A 17,263-nucleotide genomic window follows, 5' to 3' on the forward strand; every position below is an offset into this window, starting at 1 on the left:
AAACCTAACGACAGGCTCCTGAAAAGGAGTGTTTTTTTCATGTCCAGGTCGCTTTTAACCAACGAAACCAGTGAACTCGATTTGCTGGATCAACGTCCTTTTGACCAGACCGACTTCGATATTCTGAAATCCTACGAGGCGGTGGTGGACGGGTTAGCGATGCTCATTGGCTCCCACTGCGAAATCGTATTGCACTCCCTGCAAGATCTGAAGTGTTCCGCCATCCGCATTGCGAATGGTGAACATACTGGCCGTAAAATTGGTTCGCCAATCACCGACCTTGCATTGCGTATGTTGCATGACATGACCGGCGCGGACAGCAGCGTCTCCAAATGTTACTTCACCCGCGCCAAAAGCGGTGTGTTGATGAAATCAGAAACTATCGCCATTCGAAACCGTGACCATCGTGTCATCGGTTTGCTGTGCATCAACATGAACCTTGATGTACCGTTCTCCCAAATCATGAGCACCTTTATCCCACCTGAAACCCCAGATGTAGGCTCTTCTGTGAATTTTGCCTCCTCTGTTGAGGATCTGGTGACCCAAACGCTGGAGTTCACCATTGAAGAGGTGAATGCCGACCGCAACGTATCGAACAACGCCAAGAACCGTCAGATCGTACTTAACCTCTACGAGAAAGGGATTTTTGACATCAAAGACGCCATTAACCAGGTGGCCGATCGTCTGAATATCTCCAAGCACACGGTTTACCTCTACATTCGCCAGTTCAAAAGCGGCGATTTCCTGGGGCAAGACAAGTAATGCGTTTTGCGTTAATGGTGACAGGCCCGGCGTATGGCACTCAGCAGGCCAGCAGTGCGCTGCAGTTTGCTCATGCGCTACTTGAGGCTGGACACGAACTGGCGAGCGTCTTCTTCTATCGGGAAGGGGTCTATAACGCGAACCAGTTTACGTCACCGGCGAGCGATGAATTTGACCTTGTCCGCGCCTGGCAGGCATTAAACGAAAAGCAGGGCGTTGAGCTGCATATCTGCGTGGCAGCGGCATTGCGTCGCGGCGTGACGGATGCGGCCGAAGCGGAGCGTCTCGGCTTGCCAGGGGCTAACCTTCAGCCCGGTTTTTCGTTGAGTGGCCTGGGGGCGCTGGCCCGGGCCGCGCTAACCTGCGACAGAGTGGTGCAGTTTTAATGAAGCGTGTCGCGTTTGTTTTTTCGTCTGCTCCCCATGGGAGTGCGTCTGGCAGAGAAGGGCTGGACGCGTTGCTTGCAACCTCCGCATTAACCGAAGATATTGGCGTATTCTTTCTGGGAGACGGCGTATTCCAGCTGCTGGCGGGCCAGCAACCGCAGGCAATTCTGGCGCGAGACTACATCGCTACCTTCAAAGTTTTACCGCTTTACGACATTGAAACCTTCTATGTGTGTGCTGACTCTTTGGCTGCACGCGGTCTCAATGATAAGACGCCTTTCGTGCTGGATGTCACGCTCCTCCCCGCGGGTGCGCTGCGCGAACAACTCTCTCAATATGATACTGTTCTGACTTTCTGAGGCTGACATGCTGCACACCCTGAGCCATTCCCCGTGGCAATGTGATATCGACGCGTTACTGAGCATGTTGCGCGAAGGGGATGATTTGCTGCTGATTCAGGACGGTGTGCTTGCGGCGCTTGATGGTAGTCAGTTCGTTGAAATCCTCAGCAGTGCCCCCATATCCATCTCTGCGCTGAAAGACGATCTTGAAGCGCGAGGTCTTACTGGTCAAATTTCAGCCAAAATTGACGTGGTTGGCTATACTGATTTCGTCAATCTTACTGTGACACACCCCAGTCAAATGAACTGGTGATTTGAGATCGCTGTATATTTCTTGACACCTTTTCGACGTAGCCCTAAAATTTCGCGTCCTCATATTGTATGAGGTCGATTTATTACGTGTTTACGAAGCAAAAGCTAAAACCAGGAGCTATTTAATGGCAACAGTTAACCAGCTGGTACGCAAACCACGTGCACGCAAAGTTGCAAAAAGCAACGTGCCTGCACTGGAAGCCTGCCCGCAGAAACGTGGCGTATGTACTCGTGTATATACCACCACTCCTAAAAAACCAAACTCCGCACTGCGTAAAGTATGCCGTGTGCGTTTGACTAACGGTTTCGAAGTGACTTCCTACATCGGTGGTGAAGGTCACAACCTGCAGGAGCACTCCGTGATCCTGATCCGTGGCGGTCGTGTTAAAGACCTTCCGGGTGTTCGTTACCACACCGTTCGTGGTGCGCTCGACTGCTCAGGTGTTAAAGACCGTAAGCAGGCTCGCTCCAAGTACGGCGTGAAGCGTCCTAAGGCTTAATGGTTCTCCGTTAAGTAAGGCCAAACTGATTTATCTTAATGTCACACTAAACTCTTTGAGTTTTGGACAATCCTGAATTAACAACGGAGTATTCCCATGCCACGTCGTCGCGTCATTGGTCAGCGTAAAATCCTTCCAGATCCGAAATTCGGATCAGAACTGCTGGCAAAATTTGTAAATATCCTGATGGTAGATGGTAAAAAATCTACTGCAGAAGCAATCGTATACAGCGCGCTTGAGACCCTGGCTCAGCGTTCTGGTAAAAATGAACTGGAAGCTTTCGAAGTCGCTCTCGACAACGTTCGCCCAACTGTAGAAGTTAAGTCCCGCCGTGTTGGTGGTTCTACTTATCAGGTTCCAGTTGAAGTTCGTCCGGTTCGTCGTAATGCTCTGGCAATGCGTTGGATCGTTGAAGCTGCTCGTAAACGCGGTGATAAATCCATGGCTCTGCGTCTGGCGAACGAACTTTCTGATGCTGCAGAAAACAAAGGTACTGCAGTTAAGAAACGTGAAGACGTTCACCGTATGGCAGAAGCCAACAAGGCGTTCGCACACTACCGTTGGTAATCCCTTCGGAGTATTAGTCACCAGGCGGGCGCTTCAGAGAAGCCGCCCGCTCTGGGTAACTTAACTGAACGCCTAAAGAAACAAACGAGGAATCAAATGGCTCGTACAACACCCATCGCACGCTACCGTAACATCGGTATCAGTGCGCACATCGACGCCGGTAAGACCACTACTACCGAACGTATTCTGTTCTACACCGGTGTAAACCACAAAATCGGTGAAGTTCATGACGGCGCAGCCACCATGGACTGGATGGAACAGGAGCAGGAGCGTGGTATTACTATCACCTCCGCAGCGACTACTGCATTCTGGTCAGGTATGGCTAAGCAGTACGAACCGCATCGCGTAAACATCATCGACACCCCAGGCCACGTTGACTTCACCATCGAAGTAGAACGTTCCATGCGTGTTCTTGACGGCGCGGTAATGGTTTATTGCGCAGTTGGTGGTGTTCAGCCACAGTCTGAAACCGTATGGCGTCAGGCGAACAAATATAAAGTTCCACGCATCGCGTTCGTTAACAAAATGGACCGTATGGGTGCTAACTTCCTGAAAGTTGTTGGTCAGATCAAAACCCGTCTGGGCGCGAACCCTGTTCCGCTGCAGCTGGCAATTGGTGCTGAAGAAGGTTTCACCGGTGTTATCGACCTGGTGAAAATGAAAGCCATCAACTGGAACGAAGAAGACGCAGGCGTTACCTTCACTTACGAAGATATCCCAGCAGACATGCAGGACCTGGCTGACGAATGGCACCAGAACCTGATCGAGTCCGCTGCTGAAGCTTCTGAAGAGCTGATGGAGAAATACCTGGGTGGTGAAGAACTGACTGAAGAAGAGATCAAGAAAGCTCTGCGTCAGCGCGTTCTGAACAACGAAATCATCCTGGTAACCTGTGGTTCTGCGTTCAAGAACAAAGGTGTTCAGGCGATGCTGGATGCGGTAGTTGACTACCTGCCATCCCCAGTTGACGTACCTGCGATCAACGGCATCCTGGACGACGGTAAAGATACTCCGGCTGAGCGTCACGCAAGTGATGACGAGCCGTTCTCTGCACTGGCGTTCAAAATTGCTACCGACCCATTCGTGGGTAACCTGACCTTCTTCCGCGTTTACTCTGGTGTGGTTAACTCCGGTGACACCATCCTGAACTCCGTGAAAGCGGCGCGTGAGCGTTTTGGCCGTATCGTACAGATGCACGCTAACAAACGTGAAGAGATCAAAGAAGTTCGTGCGGGCGACATCGCTGCAGCTATCGGTCTGAAAGACGTGACTACTGGTGACACCCTGTGTAACCCAGATCACCCGATCATTCTGGAGCGTATGGAATTCCCTGAGCCGGTAATCTCCATCGCGGTTGAACCAAAAACCAAAGCTGACCAGGAAAAAATGGGTCTGGCTCTGGGCCGTCTGGCGAAAGAAGACCCATCATTCCGCGTATGGACTGATGAAGAATCTAACCAGACCATCATCGCTGGTATGGGTGAGCTGCACCTGGACATCATCGTTGACCGTATGAAGCGTGAATTCAACGTTGAAGCGAACGTGGGTAAACCTCAGGTTGCTTACCGCGAAGCGATTCGTGCGAAAGTTACCGATGTTGAAGGTAAACACGCTAAGCAGTCTGGTGGTCGCGGTCAGTACGGTCACGTTGTGATCGACATGTACCCACTGGAGCCGGGCTCTAACCCTAAAGGTTACGAGTTCATCAACGACATCAAAGGTGGTGTAATTCCTGGCGAATACATCCCAGCCGTTGATAAAGGCATCCAAGAGCAGCTGAAAGCGGGCCCTCTGGCTGGCTATCCAGTTGTTGACATGGGTGTTCGTCTGCACTTCGGTTCTTACCATGACGTTGACTCCTCTGAACTGGCGTTTAAACTGGCTGCGTCTATTGCCTTTAAAGAAGGCTTTAAGAAAGCAAAACCAGTTCTGCTTGAGCCGATCATGAAGGTTGAAGTAGAAACTCCTGAAGAGAACACCGGTGACGTTATCGGTGACTTGAGCCGTCGTCGCGGTATGCTGCGTGGTCAGGAATCTGAAGTAACTGGCGTTAAGATCCACGCTGAAGTTCCGCTGTCTGAAATGTTCGGATATGCAACTCAGCTGCGTTCTCTGACCAAAGGTCGTGCATCATACACCATGGAATTCCTGAAGTATGATGATGCGCCTAACAACGTTGCTCAGGCCGTTATTGAAGCCCGTGGTAAGTAATCCACAGGATTAAAACCTAAGTCCCGTGCTCTCTCCAAAGGGGAGAGCACTATAGTAAGGAATATAGCCGTGTCTAAAGAAAAATTTGAACGTACAAAACCGCACGTCAACGTTGGTACTATCGGCCACGTTGACCATGGTAAAACTACCCTGACTGCTGCAATCACTACCGTTCTGGCTAAAACCTACGGTGGTTCTGCTCGTGCATTCGACCAGATCGATAACGCACCAGAAGAAAAAGCTCGTGGTATCACCATCAACACTTCCCACGTTGAATACGACACCCCGACTCGCCACTACGCACACGTAGACTGCCCAGGCCACGCCGACTATGTTAAAAACATGATCACCGGTGCTGCGCAGATGGACGGCGCGATCCTGGTTGTTGCTGCGACTGACGGCCCAATGCCTCAGACTCGTGAGCACATCCTGCTGGGTCGTCAGGTAGGCGTTCCTTTCATCATCGTGTTCCTGAACAAATGCGACATGGTTGATGACGAAGAGCTGCTGGAACTGGTAGAGATGGAAGTTCGTGAACTGCTGTCTCAGTACGATTTCCCAGGCGACGACACCCCAATCGTTCGTGGTTCCGCGCTGAAAGCGCTGGAAGGCGAAGCAGAGTGGGAAGCGAAAATCATCGAACTGGCTGGCTTCCTGGATTCTTACATCCCAGAACCAGAGCGTGCGATTGACAAGCCATTCCTGCTGCCAATCGAAGACGTATTCTCCATCTCCGGTCGTGGTACCGTTGTTACCGGTCGTGTAGAGCGCGGTATCATCAAAGTTGGCGAAGAAGTTGAAATCGTTGGTATCAAAGAGACTGCTAAGTCTACCTGTACTGGCGTTGAAATGTTCCGCAAACTGCTGGACGAAGGCCGTGCTGGTGAGAACGTTGGTGTTCTGCTGCGTGGTATCAAACGTGAAGAAATCGAACGTGGTCAGGTTCTGGCGAAGCCAGGCTCAATCAAGCCGCACACCAAGTTCGAATCTGAAGTGTACATCCTGTCCAAAGACGAAGGCGGCCGTCATACTCCGTTCTTCAAAGGCTACCGTCCACAGTTCTACTTCCGTACAACTGACGTGACCGGTACCATCGAACTGCCAGAAGGCGTTGAGATGGTAATGCCAGGCGACAACATCAAGATGGTTGTGACTCTGATCCACCCAATCGCGATGGACGACGGTCTGCGTTTCGCAATCCGTGAAGGCGGCCGTACCGTTGGCGCGGGCGTTGTTGCTAAAGTTCTGGGCTAATTAATTATCCCTGAATGAAAAAAGGACGCTTCGGCGTCCTTTTTTGTTTTCTGGCGTTTTGAACCTGTCACAAATTTTCGCATTTTTTGCGTGCTTCCGTCTCGCATCCCGGCGTTTGTGCTATTGTAATCATAACCATTCTCACTTACACTTTGCGCATATTTTGAACGGGAGTTTTTATGTACGTTTGTTTATGTAATGGTGTGAGTGACAAAAAAATACGTCAGGCCGTTCGCCAGTTTCAGCCACAGTCTTTCCAGCAGCTTCGCAAGTTTGTTCCGGTGGGAAATCAATGCGGTAAATGCGTTCGCGCAGCGCGTGAGATTATGCAGGACGAATTGATGCAGATCCCGGAATTCAAAGAGATCGCGTAAGCCCGTATCTTTTTTTTGACATCCCTGTAGCCCGATCTACGCTTCAATGAGTGGAAGCGGAGGGACTATATAATGAAAGGTGATGTTAAAATCATAAGTTATCTCAATAAATTATTGGGAAATGAGCTTGTCGCAATCAATCAGTATTTTCTCCATGCAAGAATGTTCAAAAACTGGGGACTGACTCGCCTCAATGATGTCGAATACCATGAGTCCATCGATGAGATGAAGCACGCCGATAAATATATTGAGCGTATTTTATTCCTCGAAGGCATTCCAAACTTGCAGGATCTTGGCAAACTGGGCATTGGTGAAGATGTTGAGGAGATGCTGCGTTCCGATCTCAGACTGGAACTCGAAGGCGCAAGAGATCTTCGTGAAGCCATCGCCTATGCTGACAGCGTCCATGATTATGTTAGTCGTGACATGATGATCCAGATCCTCGCCGATGAAGAAGGCCATATTGACTGGCTGGAGACTGAACTGGATCTCATTACCAAAATTGGTCTACAGAACTACCTTCAGTCGCAGATCAAAGTGGAAAGCTAATAAGGTTTTCCCAGCCAACGCATAAACCCGCTGCCGCCAGAAATGGCCCAAAAGGCAGTGGGTTTTTTAATGTCTGTTTATCAGGGTGCACTAAAGAGAGGATGAGAAGGCACAAAAGTGCCATCAGCGCGGCGACCAACGCCAGCAGCGGTAATACGCACCAGCCATGCCAGGCGCCCAGCGCTGCCAGATATTTAACATCGCCATAGCCCATCCCTTCGCGGCGAAAGAAAAAACGATAGCCCCAGTAAATAACGGCAAAGCCAACATATCCTGCCATCGCACCCACCACCGCACTCGGCAGAAAATCAGGATGGATACAGAGCTGAAAGAGCAGGCCCACCCACAGCAGTGGGCAGAGAAATTTATCGGGAAGTAGGCCGCAGCGGATATCTGCATAGACAAGAAAGGCAGTTAGCGAAAAATAGAACAGCAGAAAGGGGAGGGTAGTTAACATGGAAAAGGCCTCAACAGGGTTTGAGCGCATCCTCGTTATAATCGGCCTGTCCGACAATCTACAAAAACCACAATTGCGTAGGGGCTCCAGACAAAGATTCGAGAAGGGATACATTGCGTAAAAAGTTGCGAGTCCCTACGCATACCGCGCCTTTAGCGCTTAATTTCTAAACGGCACTTGCGTCTTTCTCTGATTTACGTATAATGCGCGGGCTTGTCGTAATTGACGGCTGGTTCGAACTGAACCGGAGTAACTCATTTTGTTACTCAACAATGCTCCCAATTGGGGAGCTACGTAAGAACGGTTACACTCTCCCATCAATCGTAATGGGTTTGAGGAGTAATCATTTTCGTTTATAAAATAATTGGAGCTCTGGTCTCATGCAGAACCAAAGAATCCGTATCCGCCTTAAAGCGTTTGATCATCGTCTGATCGATCAATCAACCGCGGAAATCGTCGAGACTGCTAAGCGCACTGGTGCGCAAGTCCGTGGTCCGATCCCGCTGCCGACCCGCAAAGAGCGCTTCACCGTTCTGATCTCTCCGCACGTCAACAAAGACGCGCGTGATCAGTACGAAATCCGCACTCACAAGCGTCTGGTTGACATCGTTGAGCCAACTGAGAAAACCGTTGATGCTCTGATGCGTCTGGATCTGGCTGCCGGTGTAGACGTGCAGATCAGCCTGGGTTGATCAGGTCATCGAGCGATTGAGAGGTTGATACAATGATTGGTTTAGTCGGTAAAAAAGTGGGTATGACCCGCATCTTCACAGAAGATGGCGTTTCTATCCCAGTAACCGTAATCGAAGTTGAAGCAAACCGCGTTACTCAGATCAAAGATCTGGCTAACGATGGCTACCGCGCTGTTCAGGTGACCACTGGTGCTAAAAAAGCTAACCGTGTAACCAAACCAGAAGCGGGTCACTTCGCTAAAGCTGGCGTTGAAGCTGGCCGTGGTCTGTGGGAATTCCGTCTTGCTGAAGGCGAAGAGTTCACCGTAGGTCAAGACATTAGCGTTGAGCTGTTTGCTGACGTTAAAAAAGTTGACGTAACCGGTACCTCTAAAGGTAAAGGTTTTGCTGGTACCGTTAAGCGCTGGAACTTCCGTACCCAGGACGCTACTCACGGTAACTCCTTGTCTCACCGCGTTCCAGGTTCTATCGGTCAGAACCAGACTCCGGGCAAAGTGTTCAAAGGCAAGAAAATGGCAGGTCAGCTGGGTAACGAACGTGTAACCGTTCAGAGCCTGGACGTAGTACGTGTTGACGCTGAGCGCAACCTGCTGCTGGTTAAAGGTGCAGTTCCGGGTGCAACCGGTAGCGACCTGATCGTTAAACCAGCTGTGAAGGCGTAAGGGGATAGCAATGGAATTAGTATTGAAAGACGCGCAGAGCGCGCTGACTGTTTCCGAAACTACCTTCGGTCGTGATTTCAACGAAGCGCTGGTTCACCAGGTTGTTGTTGCTTATGCAGCTGGTGCTCGTCAGGGTACTCGTGCTCAGAAGACTCGTGCTGAAGTAACTGGTTCTGGCAAAAAGCCATGGCGCCAGAAAGGTACCGGCCGTGCGCGTTCAGGTTCTATCAAGAGCCCGATCTGGCGTTCAGGTGGCGTGACCTTCGCTGCGCGTCCACAGGACCACAGTCAAAAAGTTAACAAAAAGATGTACCGCGGCGCGCTGAAAAGCATCCTGTCCGAACTGGTACGTCAGGATCGTCTGATCGTTGTCGAATCATTCTCTGTAGAAGCGCCTAAAACTAAGCTGCTGGCACAGAAACTGAAAGACATGGCTCTGGAAGATGTGCTGATCATCACCGGTGAGCTGGACGAGAACCTGTTCCTGGCCGCACGTAACCTGCACAAGGTTGACGTACGCGATGCGACTGGTATCGACCCGGTTAGCCTGATCGCCTTCGACAAAGTCGTAATGACTGCTGATGCTGTTAAGCAAGTTGAGGAGATGCTGGCATGATTCGTGAAGAACGTCTGCTGAAGGTGCTTCGCGCACCGCACGTTTCTGAAAAAGCGTCTACTGCGATGGAAAAAACAAACACCATCGTTCTCAAAGTTGCTAAAGACGCGACCAAAGCAGAAATCAAAGCTGCTGTGCAGAAACTGTTTGAAGTCGAAGTCGAAGTCGTTAACACCCTGGTTGTTAAAGGGAAAGTTAAACGTCACGGACAGCGTATCGGTCGTCGTAGCGACTGGAAAAAAGCTTACGTCACCCTGAAAGAAGGCCAGAATCTGGACTTCGTTGGCGGCGCTGAGTAAGTCGGAGGAGTAATACAATGGCAGTTGTTAAATGTAAACCGACATCTCCGGGTCGTCGCCACGTAGTTAAAGTGGTTAACCCTGAGCTGCACAAGGGCAAACCTTTTGCTCCGTTGCTGGAAAAAAACAGCAAATCCGGTGGTCGTAACAACAATGGCCGTATCACCACTCGTCACATCGGTGGTGGCCACAAGCAGGCTTATCGTATTGTTGACTTCAAACGCAACAAAGACGGTATCCCAGCAGTTGTTGAGCGTCTTGAGTACGATCCGAACCGTTCCGCGAACATCGCGCTGGTTCTGTACAAAGATGGCGAACGCCGTTACATCCTGGCCCCTAAAGGCCTGAAAGCTGGCGACCAGATTCAGTCTGGCGTTGATGCTGCAATCAAAGCAGGTAACACCCTGCCGATGCGCAATATCCCGGTTGGTTCTACCGTTCATAACGTAGAAATGAAACCAGGTAAAGGCGGTCAGCTGGCACGTTCCGCTGGTACTTACGTTCAGATCGTTGCGCGCGACGGTGCTTATGTCACCCTGCGTCTGCGTTCTGGTGAAATGCGTAAAGTCGAAGCAGACTGCCGCGCTACTCTGGGCGAAGTTGGCAATGCTGAGCATATGCTGCGCGTTCTGGGTAAAGCAGGTGCTGCACGCTGGCGTGGTGTTCGTCCTACCGTTCGCGGTACTGCGATGAACCCAGTCGACCACCCACATGGTGGTGGTGAAGGTCGTAACTTTGGTAAGCACCCGGTATCTCCGTGGGGCGTTCAGACCAAAGGTAAGAAGACCCGCAGCAACAAGCGTACTGATAAATTTATCGTACGTCGCCGTAGCAAATAATTTTAGAGGATAAGCCATGCCACGTTCTCTCAAGAAAGGTCCTTTTATTGACCTGCACTTGCTGAAGAAGGTAGAGAAAGCGGTGGAAAGCGGAGACAAGAAGCCCCTGCGCACTTGGTCCCGTCGTTCAACGATCTTTCCTAACATGATCGGTTTGACCATCGCTGTCCATAATGGTCGTCAGCACGTTCCAGTCTTTGTTACCGACGAAATGGTTGGTCACAAACTGGGTGAATTCGCACCGACTCGTACTTATCGCGGCCACGCTGCTGATAAAAAAGCGAAGAAGAAATAAGGTAGGAGGAAGAGATGGAAACTTTAGCTCAACATCGCCATGCTCGTTCTTCTGCACAGAAGGTTCGCCTTGTTGCTGACCTGATTCGCGGTAAGAAAGTGTCGCAGGCCCTGGACATCCTGACCTATACCAACAAGAAAGCTGCGGTATTGGTCAAGAAAGTACTGGAATCTGCCATTGCTAACGCTGAACACAACGATGGCGCTGACATCGACGATCTGAAAGTCGCGAAAATTTTCGTAGATGAAGGCCCAAGCATGAAGCGCATTATGCCGCGTGCGAAAGGTCGTGCAGATCGCATCCTGAAGCGCACCAGCCACATTACTGTGGTTGTGTCCGATCGCTGAGACTCTGGAGACTAGCAATGGGTCAGAAAGTACATCCTAATGGTATTCGCCTGGGTATTGTAAAACCATGGAACTCTACCTGGTTTGCGAACACCAAAGAATTCGCTGACAACCTGGACAGCGATTTTAAAGTACGTCAGTACCTGACTAAGGAACTGGCTAAAGCGTCTGTATCTCGTATCGTTATCGAGCGTCCAGCTAAGAGCATCCGTGTGACTATTCACACTGCTCGTCCTGGCATCGTTATCGGTAAGAAAGGCGAAGACGTAGAAAAACTGCGCAAGGTCGTAGCGGATATCGCTGGCGTTCCTGCACAGATCAATATCGCTGAAGTTCGTAAGCCTGAACTGGACGCTAAATTGGTTGCTGACAGCATCACTTCACAGCTGGAACGTCGCGTTATGTTCCGTCGTGCTATGAAGCGTGCTGTACAGAACGCAATGCGTCTGGGCGCTAAAGGTATCAAAGTTGAAGTTAGCGGCCGTCTGGGCGGCGCGGAAATCGCACGTACCGAATGGTACCGCGAAGGTCGCGTACCGCTGCACACTCTGCGTGCTGACATTGACTACAACACCTCTGAAGCGCACACCACTTACGGTGTAATCGGCGTTAAGGTATGGATCTTCAAAGGTGAGATCCTGGGTGGTATGGCTGCTGTTGAACAACCGGAAAAACCGGCTGCTCAACCTAAAAAGCAGCAGCGTAAAGGCCGTAAATAAGGAGCGTCGCTGATGTTACAACCAAAGCGTACAAAATTCCGTAAAGTGCACAAAGGCCGCAACCGTGGTCTGGCGCAGGGTACGGATGTTAGCTTCGGCACTTTCGGTCTGAAAGCTGTTGGCCGTGGTCGTCTGACTGCACGTCAGATCGAAGCAGCACGTCGTGCAATGACCCGTGCAGTTAAGCGTCAAGGTAAGATCTGGATCCGTGTATTCCCGGACAAACCGATCACCGAGAAGCCACTGGAAGTTCGTATGGGTAAAGGTAAAGGTAACGTGGAGTACTGGGTTGCCTTGATCCAACCGGGCAAAGTCCTTTATGAAATGGACGGTGTTCCGGAAGAGCTGGCCCGTGAAGCCTTCGGCCTGGCAGCAGCGAAACTGCCTATCAAAACCACCTTTGTAACTAAGACGGTGATGTAATGAAAGCAAAAGAGCTGCGTGAAAAAAGCGTTGAAGAGCTGAACGCTGAGCTGCTGAACCTGCTGCGTGAGCAGTTCAACCTGCGTATGCAGGCTGCAAGTGGCCAGCTGCAACAGACTCACCTGCTGAAGCAAGTGCGTCGCAATGTTGCACGCGTTAAGACTTTACTGACTCAGAAGGCGGGTGCGTAATGACCGATAAAATCCGTACTCTGCAAGGTCGTGTTGTTAGCGACAAAATGGAGAAATCCATTGTTGTAGCTATCGAACGTATTGTGAAACACCCGATCTACGGTAAATTCATCAAACGTACGACCAAACTGCACGTACATGACGAGAACAACGAATGTGGTATCGGCGACAAGGTTGAAATCCGTGAATGCCGTCCACTGTCCAAGACTAAGTCCTGGACGCTGGTTCGCGTTGTAGAGAAAGCGGTTCTGTAATACAGTACGCATTCTCAATACGAATAAACGGCTCAGCGATGAGCCGTTTATTTTTTCTACCCATATTGTAGAAGCGGTGTTATAATGCCGCGCCCTCGATATGGGGCTTTTTAACGGCTCTGATTTTAGAGTCTCAGGTAGTAGTTGACATTAGCGGAGCACTGAAATGATCCAAGAACAGACTATGCTGAACGTCGCCGACAACTCCGGTGCACGTCGCGTAATGTGTATCAAGGTTCTGGGTGGCTCGCACCGTCGCTACGCAGGCGTAGGCGACATCATCAAGATCACCATCAAGGAAGCAATTCCACGTGGTAAGGTCAAAAAAGGTGATGTGCTGAAAGCGGTAGTGGTGCGCACCAGGAAGGGTGTTCGTCGCCCTGACGGTTCTGTCATTCGCTTCGATGGTAATGCATGCGTTATTTTAAACAATAACAGCGAGCAGCCTATCGGCACGCGTATCTTTGGGCCGGTAACTCGTGAACTTCGTACTGAAAAGTTCATGAAAATTATCTCTCTGGCACCAGAAGTACTCTAAGGAGCGAATCATGGCAGCGAAAATCCGTCGTGATGACGAAGTTATCGTGTTAACCGGTAAAGATAAAGGTAAACGCGGTAAAGTAAAAAATGTTCTGTCTTCCGGCAAACTCGTCGTTGAAGGTATCAACCTGGTTAAGAAACATCAGAAGCCGGTTCCGGCCCTGAACCAACCAGGCGGCATCGTTGAAAAAGAAGCTGCAATTCAGGTTTCTAACGTTGCAATCTTCAATGCGGCTACCGGCAAGGCTGACCGTGTAGGCTTTAGATTCGAAGACGGCAAAAAAGTCCGTTTCTTCAAGTCTAACAGCGAAACTATCAAGTAATTTGGAGTAGTACGATGGCGAAACTGCATGATTACTACAAAGACGAAGTAGTTAACAAACTCATGACTGAGTTTAACTACAATTCTGTCATGCAAGTCCCTCGGGTCGAGAAGATCACCCTGAACATGGGTGTTGGTGAAGCGATCGCTGACAAGAAACTGCTGGATAACGCAGCAGCTGACCTGACAGCAATCTCCGGTCAAAAGCCGTTGATCACCAAAGCACGCAAATCAGTTGCAGGCTTCAAAATCCGTCAGGGCTATCCGATCGGCTGTAAAGTAACTCTGCGTGGCGAACGCATGTGGGAGTTCTTTGAGCGCCTGATCACTATTGCTGTTCCACGTATCCGTGACTTCCGTGGTTTGTCCGCTAAGTCTTTCGACGGTCGTGGTAACTACAGCATGGGTGTCCGTGAGCAGATCATCTTCCCAGAAATCGACTACGATAAAGTCGACCGCGTGCGTGGTTTGGATATTACCATTACCACTACTGCGAAATCTGACGAAGAAGGCCGTGCTCTGCTGGCTGCCTTTGACTTCCCGTTCCGCAAGTAAGGTAGGGTTACTGAATGGCTAAGCAATCAATGAAAGCACGCGAAGTAAAGCGCGTAGCTTTAGCTGATAAATTCTTCGCTAAACGCGCTGAACTGAAAGCGATCATTTCTGATGTGAACGCTTCCGACGAAGATCGTTGGAATGCGGTTCTCAAGCTGCAGTCTCTGCCGCGTGATTCCAGCCCGTCTCGTCAGCGTAACCGCTGTCGTCAAACAGGTCGTCCACATGGTTATGTGGGCAAGTTTGGGTTGAGCCGTATCAAACTGCGTGAAGCCGCCATGCGCGGTGAAGTACCAGGCTTGAAAAAGGCTAGCTGGTAATTACCAATTGAATCACGGGAGTAAAGACAGATGAGCATGCAAGATCCGATCGCGGATATGCTGACCCGTATCCGTAACGGTCAGGCCGCGAACAAAGTTGCGGTCACCATGCCTTCCGCCAAGCTGAAAGTGGCAATTGCCAACGTGCTGAAGGAAGAAGGTTTTATCGAAGATTTTAAAGTTGAAGGCGACACCAAGCCGGAACTGGAACTTACTCTCAAGTATTTCCAGGGTAAAGCTGTTGTAGAAAGCATTCAGCGTGTCAGCCGCCCAGGTCTGCGCATCTATAAGAAAAAAGATGAGCTGCCGAAAGTTATGGCTGGCCTTGGTATCGCAGTTGTTTCTACCTCAAAAGGTGTTATGACTGATCGTGCAGCGCGCCAGGCTGGTCTTGGTGGCGAAATTATCTGCTACGTAGCCTAATCGGAGGAAAGAATGTCTCGTGTTGCTAAAGCACCGGTCGTTATTCCTGCCGGCGTTGATGTAAAAATCGACGGTCAGGTTATTACGATCAAAGGTAAAAACGGCGAGCTGACTCGTACCCTCAACAAAGCTGTTGAAGTTAAACATGCAGATAACGCTCTGACCTTCGGTCCACGTGATGGTTTCGTGGATGGATGGGCTCAGGCTGGTACCGCGCGTGCCCTGCTGAACTCAATGGTTGTTGGTGTTACCGAAGGCTTCACTAAAAAGCTTCAGCTGGTTGGTGTAGGTTATCGTGCAGCTATCAAAGGGAATGCAGTAGGCCTGTCTCTGGGCTTCTCACACCCTGTTGAGCATCCGCTGCCGGCCGGTATCACTGCAGAATGTCCGACTCAAACTGAAATCGTGCTGAAAGGCGCTGATAAACAGCTGATCGGTCAGGTTGCAGCAGATCTGCGCGCCTACCGTCGTCCTGAGCCTTATAAAGGTAAGGGTGTTCGTTACGCCGACGAAGTCGTGCGTACCAAAGAGGCTAAGAAGAAGTAAGGTAACACTATGGATAAGAAATCTGCTCGTATCCGTCGTGCGACCCGCGCACGCCGCAAGCTCAAAGAGCTGGGTGCAACTCGCCTGGTGGTACATCGTACCCCGCGTCATATTTACGCACAGGTAATTGCACCGAACGGTTCTGAAGTTCTGGTAGCTGCTTCTACTGTAGAAAAAGCTATCTCAGAACAATTGAAGTACACCGGTAACAAAGACGCCGCTGCAGCTGTAGGTAAAGCTGTTGCTGAACGCGCTCTGGAAAAAGGCATCAGCAATGTTTCCTTTGACCGTTCCGGGTTCCAATATCATGGTCGTGTCCAGGCACTGGCAGATGCTGCCCGTGAAGCTGGCCTTCAGTTCTAAGGTAGAGGTGTAAGATGGCTCACATCGAAAAACAGGCTGGCGAACTGCAGGAAAAGCTGATCGCGGTTAACCGCGTATCTAAAACCGTAAAAGGTGGTCGTATTTTCTCCTTCACAGCTCTGACTGTAGTTGGTGATGGTAACGGTCGCGTTGGTTTTGGTTACGGTAAAGCGCGTGAAGTTCCAGCAGCGATCCAGAAAGCGATGGAAAAAGCCCGTCGCAATATGATTAACGTCGCGCTGAACAACGGCACCCTGCAACACCCAGTTAAAGGTGTTCACACGGGTTCTCGTGTATTCATGCAGCCAGCTTCAGAAGGTACCGGTATCATCGCCGGTGGTGCAATGCGCGCCGTTCTGGAAGTTGCTGGAGTTCATAACGTTCTGGCTAAAGCATATGGTTCCACCAACCCGATCAACGTGGTTCGTGCAACTATTGATGGCCTGGAAAATATGAATTCTCCAGAAATGGTCGCTGCCAAGCGTGGTAAATCCGTTGAAGAAATTCTGGGGTAATTGACCATGGCAAAGACTATTAAAATCACTCAAACCCGCAGTGCAATCGGTCGTCTGCCGAAACACAAGGCAACGCTGCTTGGCCTGGGTCTGCGTCGTATTGGTCATACCGTTGAGCGCGAGGATACTCCTGCTGTTCGTGGTATGGTCAACGCGGTTTACTTCATGGTTAAAGTTGAGGAGTAAGAGATGCGTTTAAATACTCTGTCTCCGGCCGAAGGCTCTAAAAAGGCGGGTAAACGCCTGGGTCGTGGTATCGGTTCTGGCCTCGGCAAAACCGGTGGTCGTGGTCACAAAGGTCAGAACTCTCGTTCTGGCGGTGGCGTACGTCGCGGTTTCGAGGGTGGCCAGATGCCACTGTACCGTCGTCTGCCGAAGTTCGGCTTCACCTCTCGCAAAGCAGCGATCACAGCGGAAATCCGTCTGTCTGACCTGGCGAAAGTTGAAGGCGGCGTTGTAGACCTGAACACGCTGAAAGCAGCAAACATTATCGGTATCCAGATCGAGTTCGCGAAAGTGATCCTGGCTGGTGAAGTTTCTACTCCGGTAACTGTTCGTGGCCTGCGTGTTACTAAAGGTGCTCGTGCTGCTATCGAAGCTGCTGGCGGTAAAATTGAGGAATAAGTAGC

General features: G+C 50.5%; 32 protein-coding genes. 31 read left to right on the top strand and 1 reads right to left on the bottom strand.

All coding sequences use genetic code 11. From position 1 onward, the window contains the following. The first annotated feature begins 39 nt into the window (after positions 1-39). From KW829_RS18005 to bfr, 10 genes are all read left to right on the top strand, one after another. Positions 40-762, top strand: coding sequence for a transcriptional regulator (locus KW829_RS18005; RefSeq protein WP_023333674.1), 723 nt, complete (start codon positions 40-42; stop codon positions 760-762). Then, positions 762-1,148, top strand: a complete 387-nt coding sequence (gene tusD / locus KW829_RS18010; protein ID WP_218308748.1) for a sulfurtransferase complex subunit TusD — start codon at positions 762-764, stop codon at positions 1,146-1,148. Before KW829_RS18005 ends, tusD begins: the two co-directional genes overlap by 1 nt. After that, positions 1,148-1,507: a sulfurtransferase complex subunit TusC gene (gene tusC, locus KW829_RS18015; RefSeq protein ID WP_108417738.1), complete on the top strand. Its 360-nt coding sequence runs from the start codon at positions 1,148-1,150 to the stop codon at positions 1,505-1,507. The genes tusD and tusC overlap by 1 nt, the downstream gene beginning before the upstream one ends. A gap of 7 nt (positions 1,508-1,514) precedes the next feature. Next, on the top strand, positions 1,515-1,802 hold the full coding sequence (tusB, locus tag KW829_RS18020; protein WP_100167378.1) for a sulfurtransferase complex subunit TusB: 288 nt from the start codon (positions 1,515-1,517) through the stop codon (positions 1,800-1,802). Positions 1,803-1,926: 124 nt separating this feature from the next. Continuing rightward, entirely contained in the window at positions 1,927-2,301 is a 375-nt protein-coding gene (gene rpsL, locus KW829_RS18025) for a 30S ribosomal protein S12 (RefSeq protein WP_000246815.1), read from the top strand. Positions 2,302-2,397: 96 nt separating this feature from the next. Further along, positions 2,398-2,868, top strand: a complete 471-nt coding sequence (gene rpsG / locus KW829_RS18030; RefSeq protein ID WP_003861706.1) for a 30S ribosomal protein S7 — start codon at positions 2,398-2,400, stop codon at positions 2,866-2,868. A gap of 96 nt (positions 2,869-2,964) precedes the next feature. Next, positions 2,965-5,079 carry an elongation factor G gene (gene fusA, locus KW829_RS18035; RefSeq protein ID WP_010436278.1) on the top strand — a complete coding sequence of 705 codons (2,115 nt, stop codon included), beginning with the start codon at positions 2,965-2,967 and terminating at the stop codon, positions 5,077-5,079. Positions 5,080-5,148: 69 nt separating this feature from the next. Beyond that, positions 5,149-6,333, top strand: coding sequence for an elongation factor Tu (gene tuf / locus KW829_RS18040; RefSeq protein ID WP_014068448.1), 1,185 nt, complete (start codon positions 5,149-5,151; stop codon positions 6,331-6,333). Positions 6,334-6,512: 179 nt separating this feature from the next. Beyond that, on the top strand, positions 6,513-6,707 hold the full coding sequence (bfd, locus tag KW829_RS18045) for a bacterioferritin-associated ferredoxin (protein ID WP_003863268.1): 195 nt from the start codon (positions 6,513-6,515) through the stop codon (positions 6,705-6,707). A gap of 72 nt (positions 6,708-6,779) precedes the next feature. Further along, the gene (gene bfr, locus KW829_RS18050; RefSeq protein WP_089600728.1) at positions 6,780-7,256 is read left to right on the top strand and encodes a bacterioferritin; all 477 of its coding nucleotides are present in this window, start codon (positions 6,780-6,782) and stop codon (positions 7,254-7,256) included. Here bfr and KW829_RS18055 read toward each other — a convergent pair. Beyond that, positions 7,240-7,713 carry an A24 family peptidase gene (locus KW829_RS18055; RefSeq protein WP_172701816.1) on the bottom strand — a complete coding sequence of 158 codons (474 nt, stop codon included), beginning with the start codon at positions 7,711-7,713 and terminating at the stop codon, positions 7,240-7,242. The genes bfr and KW829_RS18055 overlap by 17 nt on opposite strands. Positions 7,714-8,093: 380 nt before the next feature. Here KW829_RS18055 and rpsJ point away from each other — a divergent pair, with 380 nt between their 5' ends. The 21 genes from rpsJ to rplO all read left to right on the top strand — a co-directional run bounded on the left by rpsJ (position 8,094) and on the right by rplO (position 17,258). Further along, positions 8,094-8,405: a 30S ribosomal protein S10 gene (gene rpsJ / locus KW829_RS18060; RefSeq protein ID WP_001181005.1), complete on the top strand. Its 312-nt coding sequence runs from the start codon at positions 8,094-8,096 to the stop codon at positions 8,403-8,405. A 32-nt stretch (positions 8,406-8,437) separates the two neighbouring features. Further along, a complete protein-coding gene (gene rplC / locus KW829_RS18065; RefSeq protein WP_042714858.1) occupies positions 8,438-9,067 on the top strand; it encodes a 50S ribosomal protein L3 in 630 nt (209 codons plus the stop codon). A gap of 10 nt (positions 9,068-9,077) precedes the next feature. Then, positions 9,078-9,683 carry a 50S ribosomal protein L4 gene (rplD, locus tag KW829_RS18070; protein ID WP_003031119.1) on the top strand — a complete coding sequence of 202 codons (606 nt, stop codon included), beginning with the start codon at positions 9,078-9,080 and terminating at the stop codon, positions 9,681-9,683. Beyond that, complete coding sequence (rplW, locus tag KW829_RS18075; RefSeq protein WP_000617546.1) at positions 9,680-9,982, top strand: 50S ribosomal protein L23; 303 nt, start codon at positions 9,680-9,682, stop codon at positions 9,980-9,982. The genes rplD and rplW overlap by 4 nt, the downstream gene beginning before the upstream one ends. Before the next feature lie 17 nt (positions 9,983-9,999). Further along, the gene (rplB, locus tag KW829_RS18080; RefSeq protein ID WP_008457150.1) at positions 10,000-10,821 is read left to right on the top strand and encodes a 50S ribosomal protein L2; all 822 of its coding nucleotides are present in this window, start codon (positions 10,000-10,002) and stop codon (positions 10,819-10,821) included. Positions 10,822-10,837: 16 nt separating this feature from the next. Beyond that, entirely contained in the window at positions 10,838-11,116 is a 279-nt protein-coding gene (gene rpsS / locus KW829_RS18085; RefSeq protein WP_001138117.1) for a 30S ribosomal protein S19, read from the top strand. A gap of 14 nt (positions 11,117-11,130) precedes the next feature. Continuing rightward, positions 11,131-11,463, top strand: coding sequence for a 50S ribosomal protein L22 (gene rplV, locus KW829_RS18090; protein WP_002919773.1), 333 nt, complete (start codon positions 11,131-11,133; stop codon positions 11,461-11,463). Positions 11,464-11,480: 17 nt separating this feature from the next. Continuing rightward, positions 11,481-12,182: a 30S ribosomal protein S3 gene (rpsC, locus tag KW829_RS18095; protein WP_000529945.1), complete on the top strand. Its 702-nt coding sequence runs from the start codon at positions 11,481-11,483 to the stop codon at positions 12,180-12,182. 12 nt (positions 12,183-12,194) lie between these two features. Then, on the top strand, positions 12,195-12,605 hold the full coding sequence (gene rplP, locus KW829_RS18100; RefSeq protein WP_002919759.1) for a 50S ribosomal protein L16: 411 nt from the start codon (positions 12,195-12,197) through the stop codon (positions 12,603-12,605). Then, complete coding sequence (gene rpmC, locus KW829_RS18105; protein ID WP_003863282.1) at positions 12,605-12,796, top strand: 50S ribosomal protein L29; 192 nt, start codon at positions 12,605-12,607, stop codon at positions 12,794-12,796. The genes rplP and rpmC overlap by 1 nt, the downstream gene beginning before the upstream one ends. Next, complete coding sequence (gene rpsQ, locus KW829_RS18110; RefSeq protein ID WP_008503489.1) at positions 12,796-13,050, top strand: 30S ribosomal protein S17; 255 nt, start codon at positions 12,796-12,798, stop codon at positions 13,048-13,050. The genes rpmC and rpsQ overlap by 1 nt, the downstream gene beginning before the upstream one ends. A gap of 166 nt (positions 13,051-13,216) precedes the next feature. Beyond that, the gene (rplN, locus tag KW829_RS18115) at positions 13,217-13,588 is read left to right on the top strand and encodes a 50S ribosomal protein L14 (RefSeq protein ID WP_004160583.1); all 372 of its coding nucleotides are present in this window, start codon (positions 13,217-13,219) and stop codon (positions 13,586-13,588) included. A 10-nt stretch (positions 13,589-13,598) separates the two neighbouring features. Next, on the top strand, positions 13,599-13,913 hold the full coding sequence (gene rplX, locus KW829_RS18120) for a 50S ribosomal protein L24 (RefSeq protein WP_003863287.1): 315 nt from the start codon (positions 13,599-13,601) through the stop codon (positions 13,911-13,913). Positions 13,914-13,927: 14 nt separating this feature from the next. After that, positions 13,928-14,467, top strand: a complete 540-nt coding sequence (rplE, locus tag KW829_RS18125) for a 50S ribosomal protein L5 (RefSeq protein ID WP_001096206.1) — start codon at positions 13,928-13,930, stop codon at positions 14,465-14,467. A 14-nt stretch (positions 14,468-14,481) separates the two neighbouring features. Beyond that, the gene (gene rpsN / locus KW829_RS18130) at positions 14,482-14,787 is read left to right on the top strand and encodes a 30S ribosomal protein S14 (protein WP_003863291.1); all 306 of its coding nucleotides are present in this window, start codon (positions 14,482-14,484) and stop codon (positions 14,785-14,787) included. 30 nt (positions 14,788-14,817) lie between these two features. Next, complete coding sequence (rpsH, locus tag KW829_RS18135; protein ID WP_006178918.1) at positions 14,818-15,210, top strand: 30S ribosomal protein S8; 393 nt, start codon at positions 14,818-14,820, stop codon at positions 15,208-15,210. A gap of 12 nt (positions 15,211-15,222) precedes the next feature. Continuing rightward, positions 15,223-15,756 carry a 50S ribosomal protein L6 gene (rplF, locus tag KW829_RS18140; RefSeq protein ID WP_003863296.1) on the top strand — a complete coding sequence of 178 codons (534 nt, stop codon included), beginning with the start codon at positions 15,223-15,225 and terminating at the stop codon, positions 15,754-15,756. A 9-nt stretch (positions 15,757-15,765) separates the two neighbouring features. Continuing rightward, a complete protein-coding gene (gene rplR / locus KW829_RS18145; RefSeq protein WP_003863297.1) occupies positions 15,766-16,119 on the top strand; it encodes a 50S ribosomal protein L18 in 354 nt (117 codons plus the stop codon). Positions 16,120-16,133: 14 nt separating this feature from the next. Further along, a complete protein-coding gene (gene rpsE / locus KW829_RS18150; protein WP_003863299.1) occupies positions 16,134-16,634 on the top strand; it encodes a 30S ribosomal protein S5 in 501 nt (166 codons plus the stop codon). Between the two features lie 6 nt (positions 16,635-16,640). Next, positions 16,641-16,820 carry a 50S ribosomal protein L30 gene (rpmD, locus tag KW829_RS18155; protein WP_003863301.1) on the top strand — a complete coding sequence of 60 codons (180 nt, stop codon included), beginning with the start codon at positions 16,641-16,643 and terminating at the stop codon, positions 16,818-16,820. A 3-nt stretch (positions 16,821-16,823) separates the two neighbouring features. Beyond that, positions 16,824-17,258, top strand: coding sequence for a 50S ribosomal protein L15 (gene rplO, locus KW829_RS18160; protein WP_003863304.1), 435 nt, complete (start codon positions 16,824-16,826; stop codon positions 17,256-17,258). Positions 17,259-17,263: the final 5 nt, after the last annotated feature.

The organism is Enterobacter sp. ENT02 (assembly GCF_019219165.1).
GTDB classification, from domain to species: domain Bacteria; phylum Pseudomonadota; class Gammaproteobacteria; order Enterobacterales; family Enterobacteriaceae; genus Enterobacter; species Enterobacter mori.

Bases quoted from the DNA above. Each gene is read 5' to 3' on its own strand.
- KW829_RS18005 (WP_023333674.1), top strand. From the start codon at position 40: ATGTCCAGGTCGCTTTTAACCAACGAAACCAGTGAACTCGATTTGCTG.
- tusD (WP_218308748.1), top strand. From the start codon at position 762: ATGCGTTTTGCGTTAATGGTGACAGGCCCGGCGTATGGCACTCAGCAG.
- tusC (WP_108417738.1), top strand. From the start codon at position 1,148: ATGAAGCGTGTCGCGTTTGTTTTTTCGTCTGCTCCCCATGGGAGTGCG.
- tusB (WP_100167378.1), top strand. From the start codon at position 1,515: ATGCTGCACACCCTGAGCCATTCCCCGTGGCAATGTGATATCGACGCG.
- rpsL (WP_000246815.1), top strand. From the start codon at position 1,927: ATGGCAACAGTTAACCAGCTGGTACGCAAACCACGTGCACGCAAAGTT.
- rpsG (WP_003861706.1), top strand. From the start codon at position 2,398: ATGCCACGTCGTCGCGTCATTGGTCAGCGTAAAATCCTTCCAGATCCG.
- fusA (WP_010436278.1), top strand. From the start codon at position 2,965: ATGGCTCGTACAACACCCATCGCACGCTACCGTAACATCGGTATCAGT.
- bfd (WP_003863268.1), top strand. From the start codon at position 6,513: ATGTACGTTTGTTTATGTAATGGTGTGAGTGACAAAAAAATACGTCAG.
- bfr (WP_089600728.1), top strand. From the start codon at position 6,780: ATGAAAGGTGATGTTAAAATCATAAGTTATCTCAATAAATTATTGGGA.
- KW829_RS18055 (WP_172701816.1), bottom strand. From the start codon at position 7,713: ATGTTAACTACCCTCCCCTTTCTGCTGTTCTATTTTTCGCTAACTGCC.
- rpsJ (WP_001181005.1), top strand. From the start codon at position 8,094: ATGCAGAACCAAAGAATCCGTATCCGCCTTAAAGCGTTTGATCATCGT.
- rplC (WP_042714858.1), top strand. From the start codon at position 8,438: ATGATTGGTTTAGTCGGTAAAAAAGTGGGTATGACCCGCATCTTCACA.
- rplD (WP_003031119.1), top strand. From the start codon at position 9,078: ATGGAATTAGTATTGAAAGACGCGCAGAGCGCGCTGACTGTTTCCGAA.
- rplW (WP_000617546.1), top strand. From the start codon at position 9,680: ATGATTCGTGAAGAACGTCTGCTGAAGGTGCTTCGCGCACCGCACGTT.
- rplB (WP_008457150.1), top strand. From the start codon at position 10,000: ATGGCAGTTGTTAAATGTAAACCGACATCTCCGGGTCGTCGCCACGTA.
- rpsS (WP_001138117.1), top strand. From the start codon at position 10,838: ATGCCACGTTCTCTCAAGAAAGGTCCTTTTATTGACCTGCACTTGCTG.
- rplV (WP_002919773.1), top strand. From the start codon at position 11,131: ATGGAAACTTTAGCTCAACATCGCCATGCTCGTTCTTCTGCACAGAAG.
- rpsC (WP_000529945.1), top strand. From the start codon at position 11,481: ATGGGTCAGAAAGTACATCCTAATGGTATTCGCCTGGGTATTGTAAAA.
- rplP (WP_002919759.1), top strand. From the start codon at position 12,195: ATGTTACAACCAAAGCGTACAAAATTCCGTAAAGTGCACAAAGGCCGC.
- rpmC (WP_003863282.1), top strand. From the start codon at position 12,605: ATGAAAGCAAAAGAGCTGCGTGAAAAAAGCGTTGAAGAGCTGAACGCT.
- rpsQ (WP_008503489.1), top strand. From the start codon at position 12,796: ATGACCGATAAAATCCGTACTCTGCAAGGTCGTGTTGTTAGCGACAAA.
- rplN (WP_004160583.1), top strand. From the start codon at position 13,217: ATGATCCAAGAACAGACTATGCTGAACGTCGCCGACAACTCCGGTGCA.
- rplX (WP_003863287.1), top strand. From the start codon at position 13,599: ATGGCAGCGAAAATCCGTCGTGATGACGAAGTTATCGTGTTAACCGGT.
- rplE (WP_001096206.1), top strand. From the start codon at position 13,928: ATGGCGAAACTGCATGATTACTACAAAGACGAAGTAGTTAACAAACTC.
- rpsN (WP_003863291.1), top strand. From the start codon at position 14,482: ATGGCTAAGCAATCAATGAAAGCACGCGAAGTAAAGCGCGTAGCTTTA.
- rpsH (WP_006178918.1), top strand. From the start codon at position 14,818: ATGAGCATGCAAGATCCGATCGCGGATATGCTGACCCGTATCCGTAAC.
- rplF (WP_003863296.1), top strand. From the start codon at position 15,223: ATGTCTCGTGTTGCTAAAGCACCGGTCGTTATTCCTGCCGGCGTTGAT.
- rplR (WP_003863297.1), top strand. From the start codon at position 15,766: ATGGATAAGAAATCTGCTCGTATCCGTCGTGCGACCCGCGCACGCCGC.
- rpsE (WP_003863299.1), top strand. From the start codon at position 16,134: ATGGCTCACATCGAAAAACAGGCTGGCGAACTGCAGGAAAAGCTGATC.
- rpmD (WP_003863301.1), top strand. From the start codon at position 16,641: ATGGCAAAGACTATTAAAATCACTCAAACCCGCAGTGCAATCGGTCGT.
- rplO (WP_003863304.1), top strand. From the start codon at position 16,824: ATGCGTTTAAATACTCTGTCTCCGGCCGAAGGCTCTAAAAAGGCGGGT.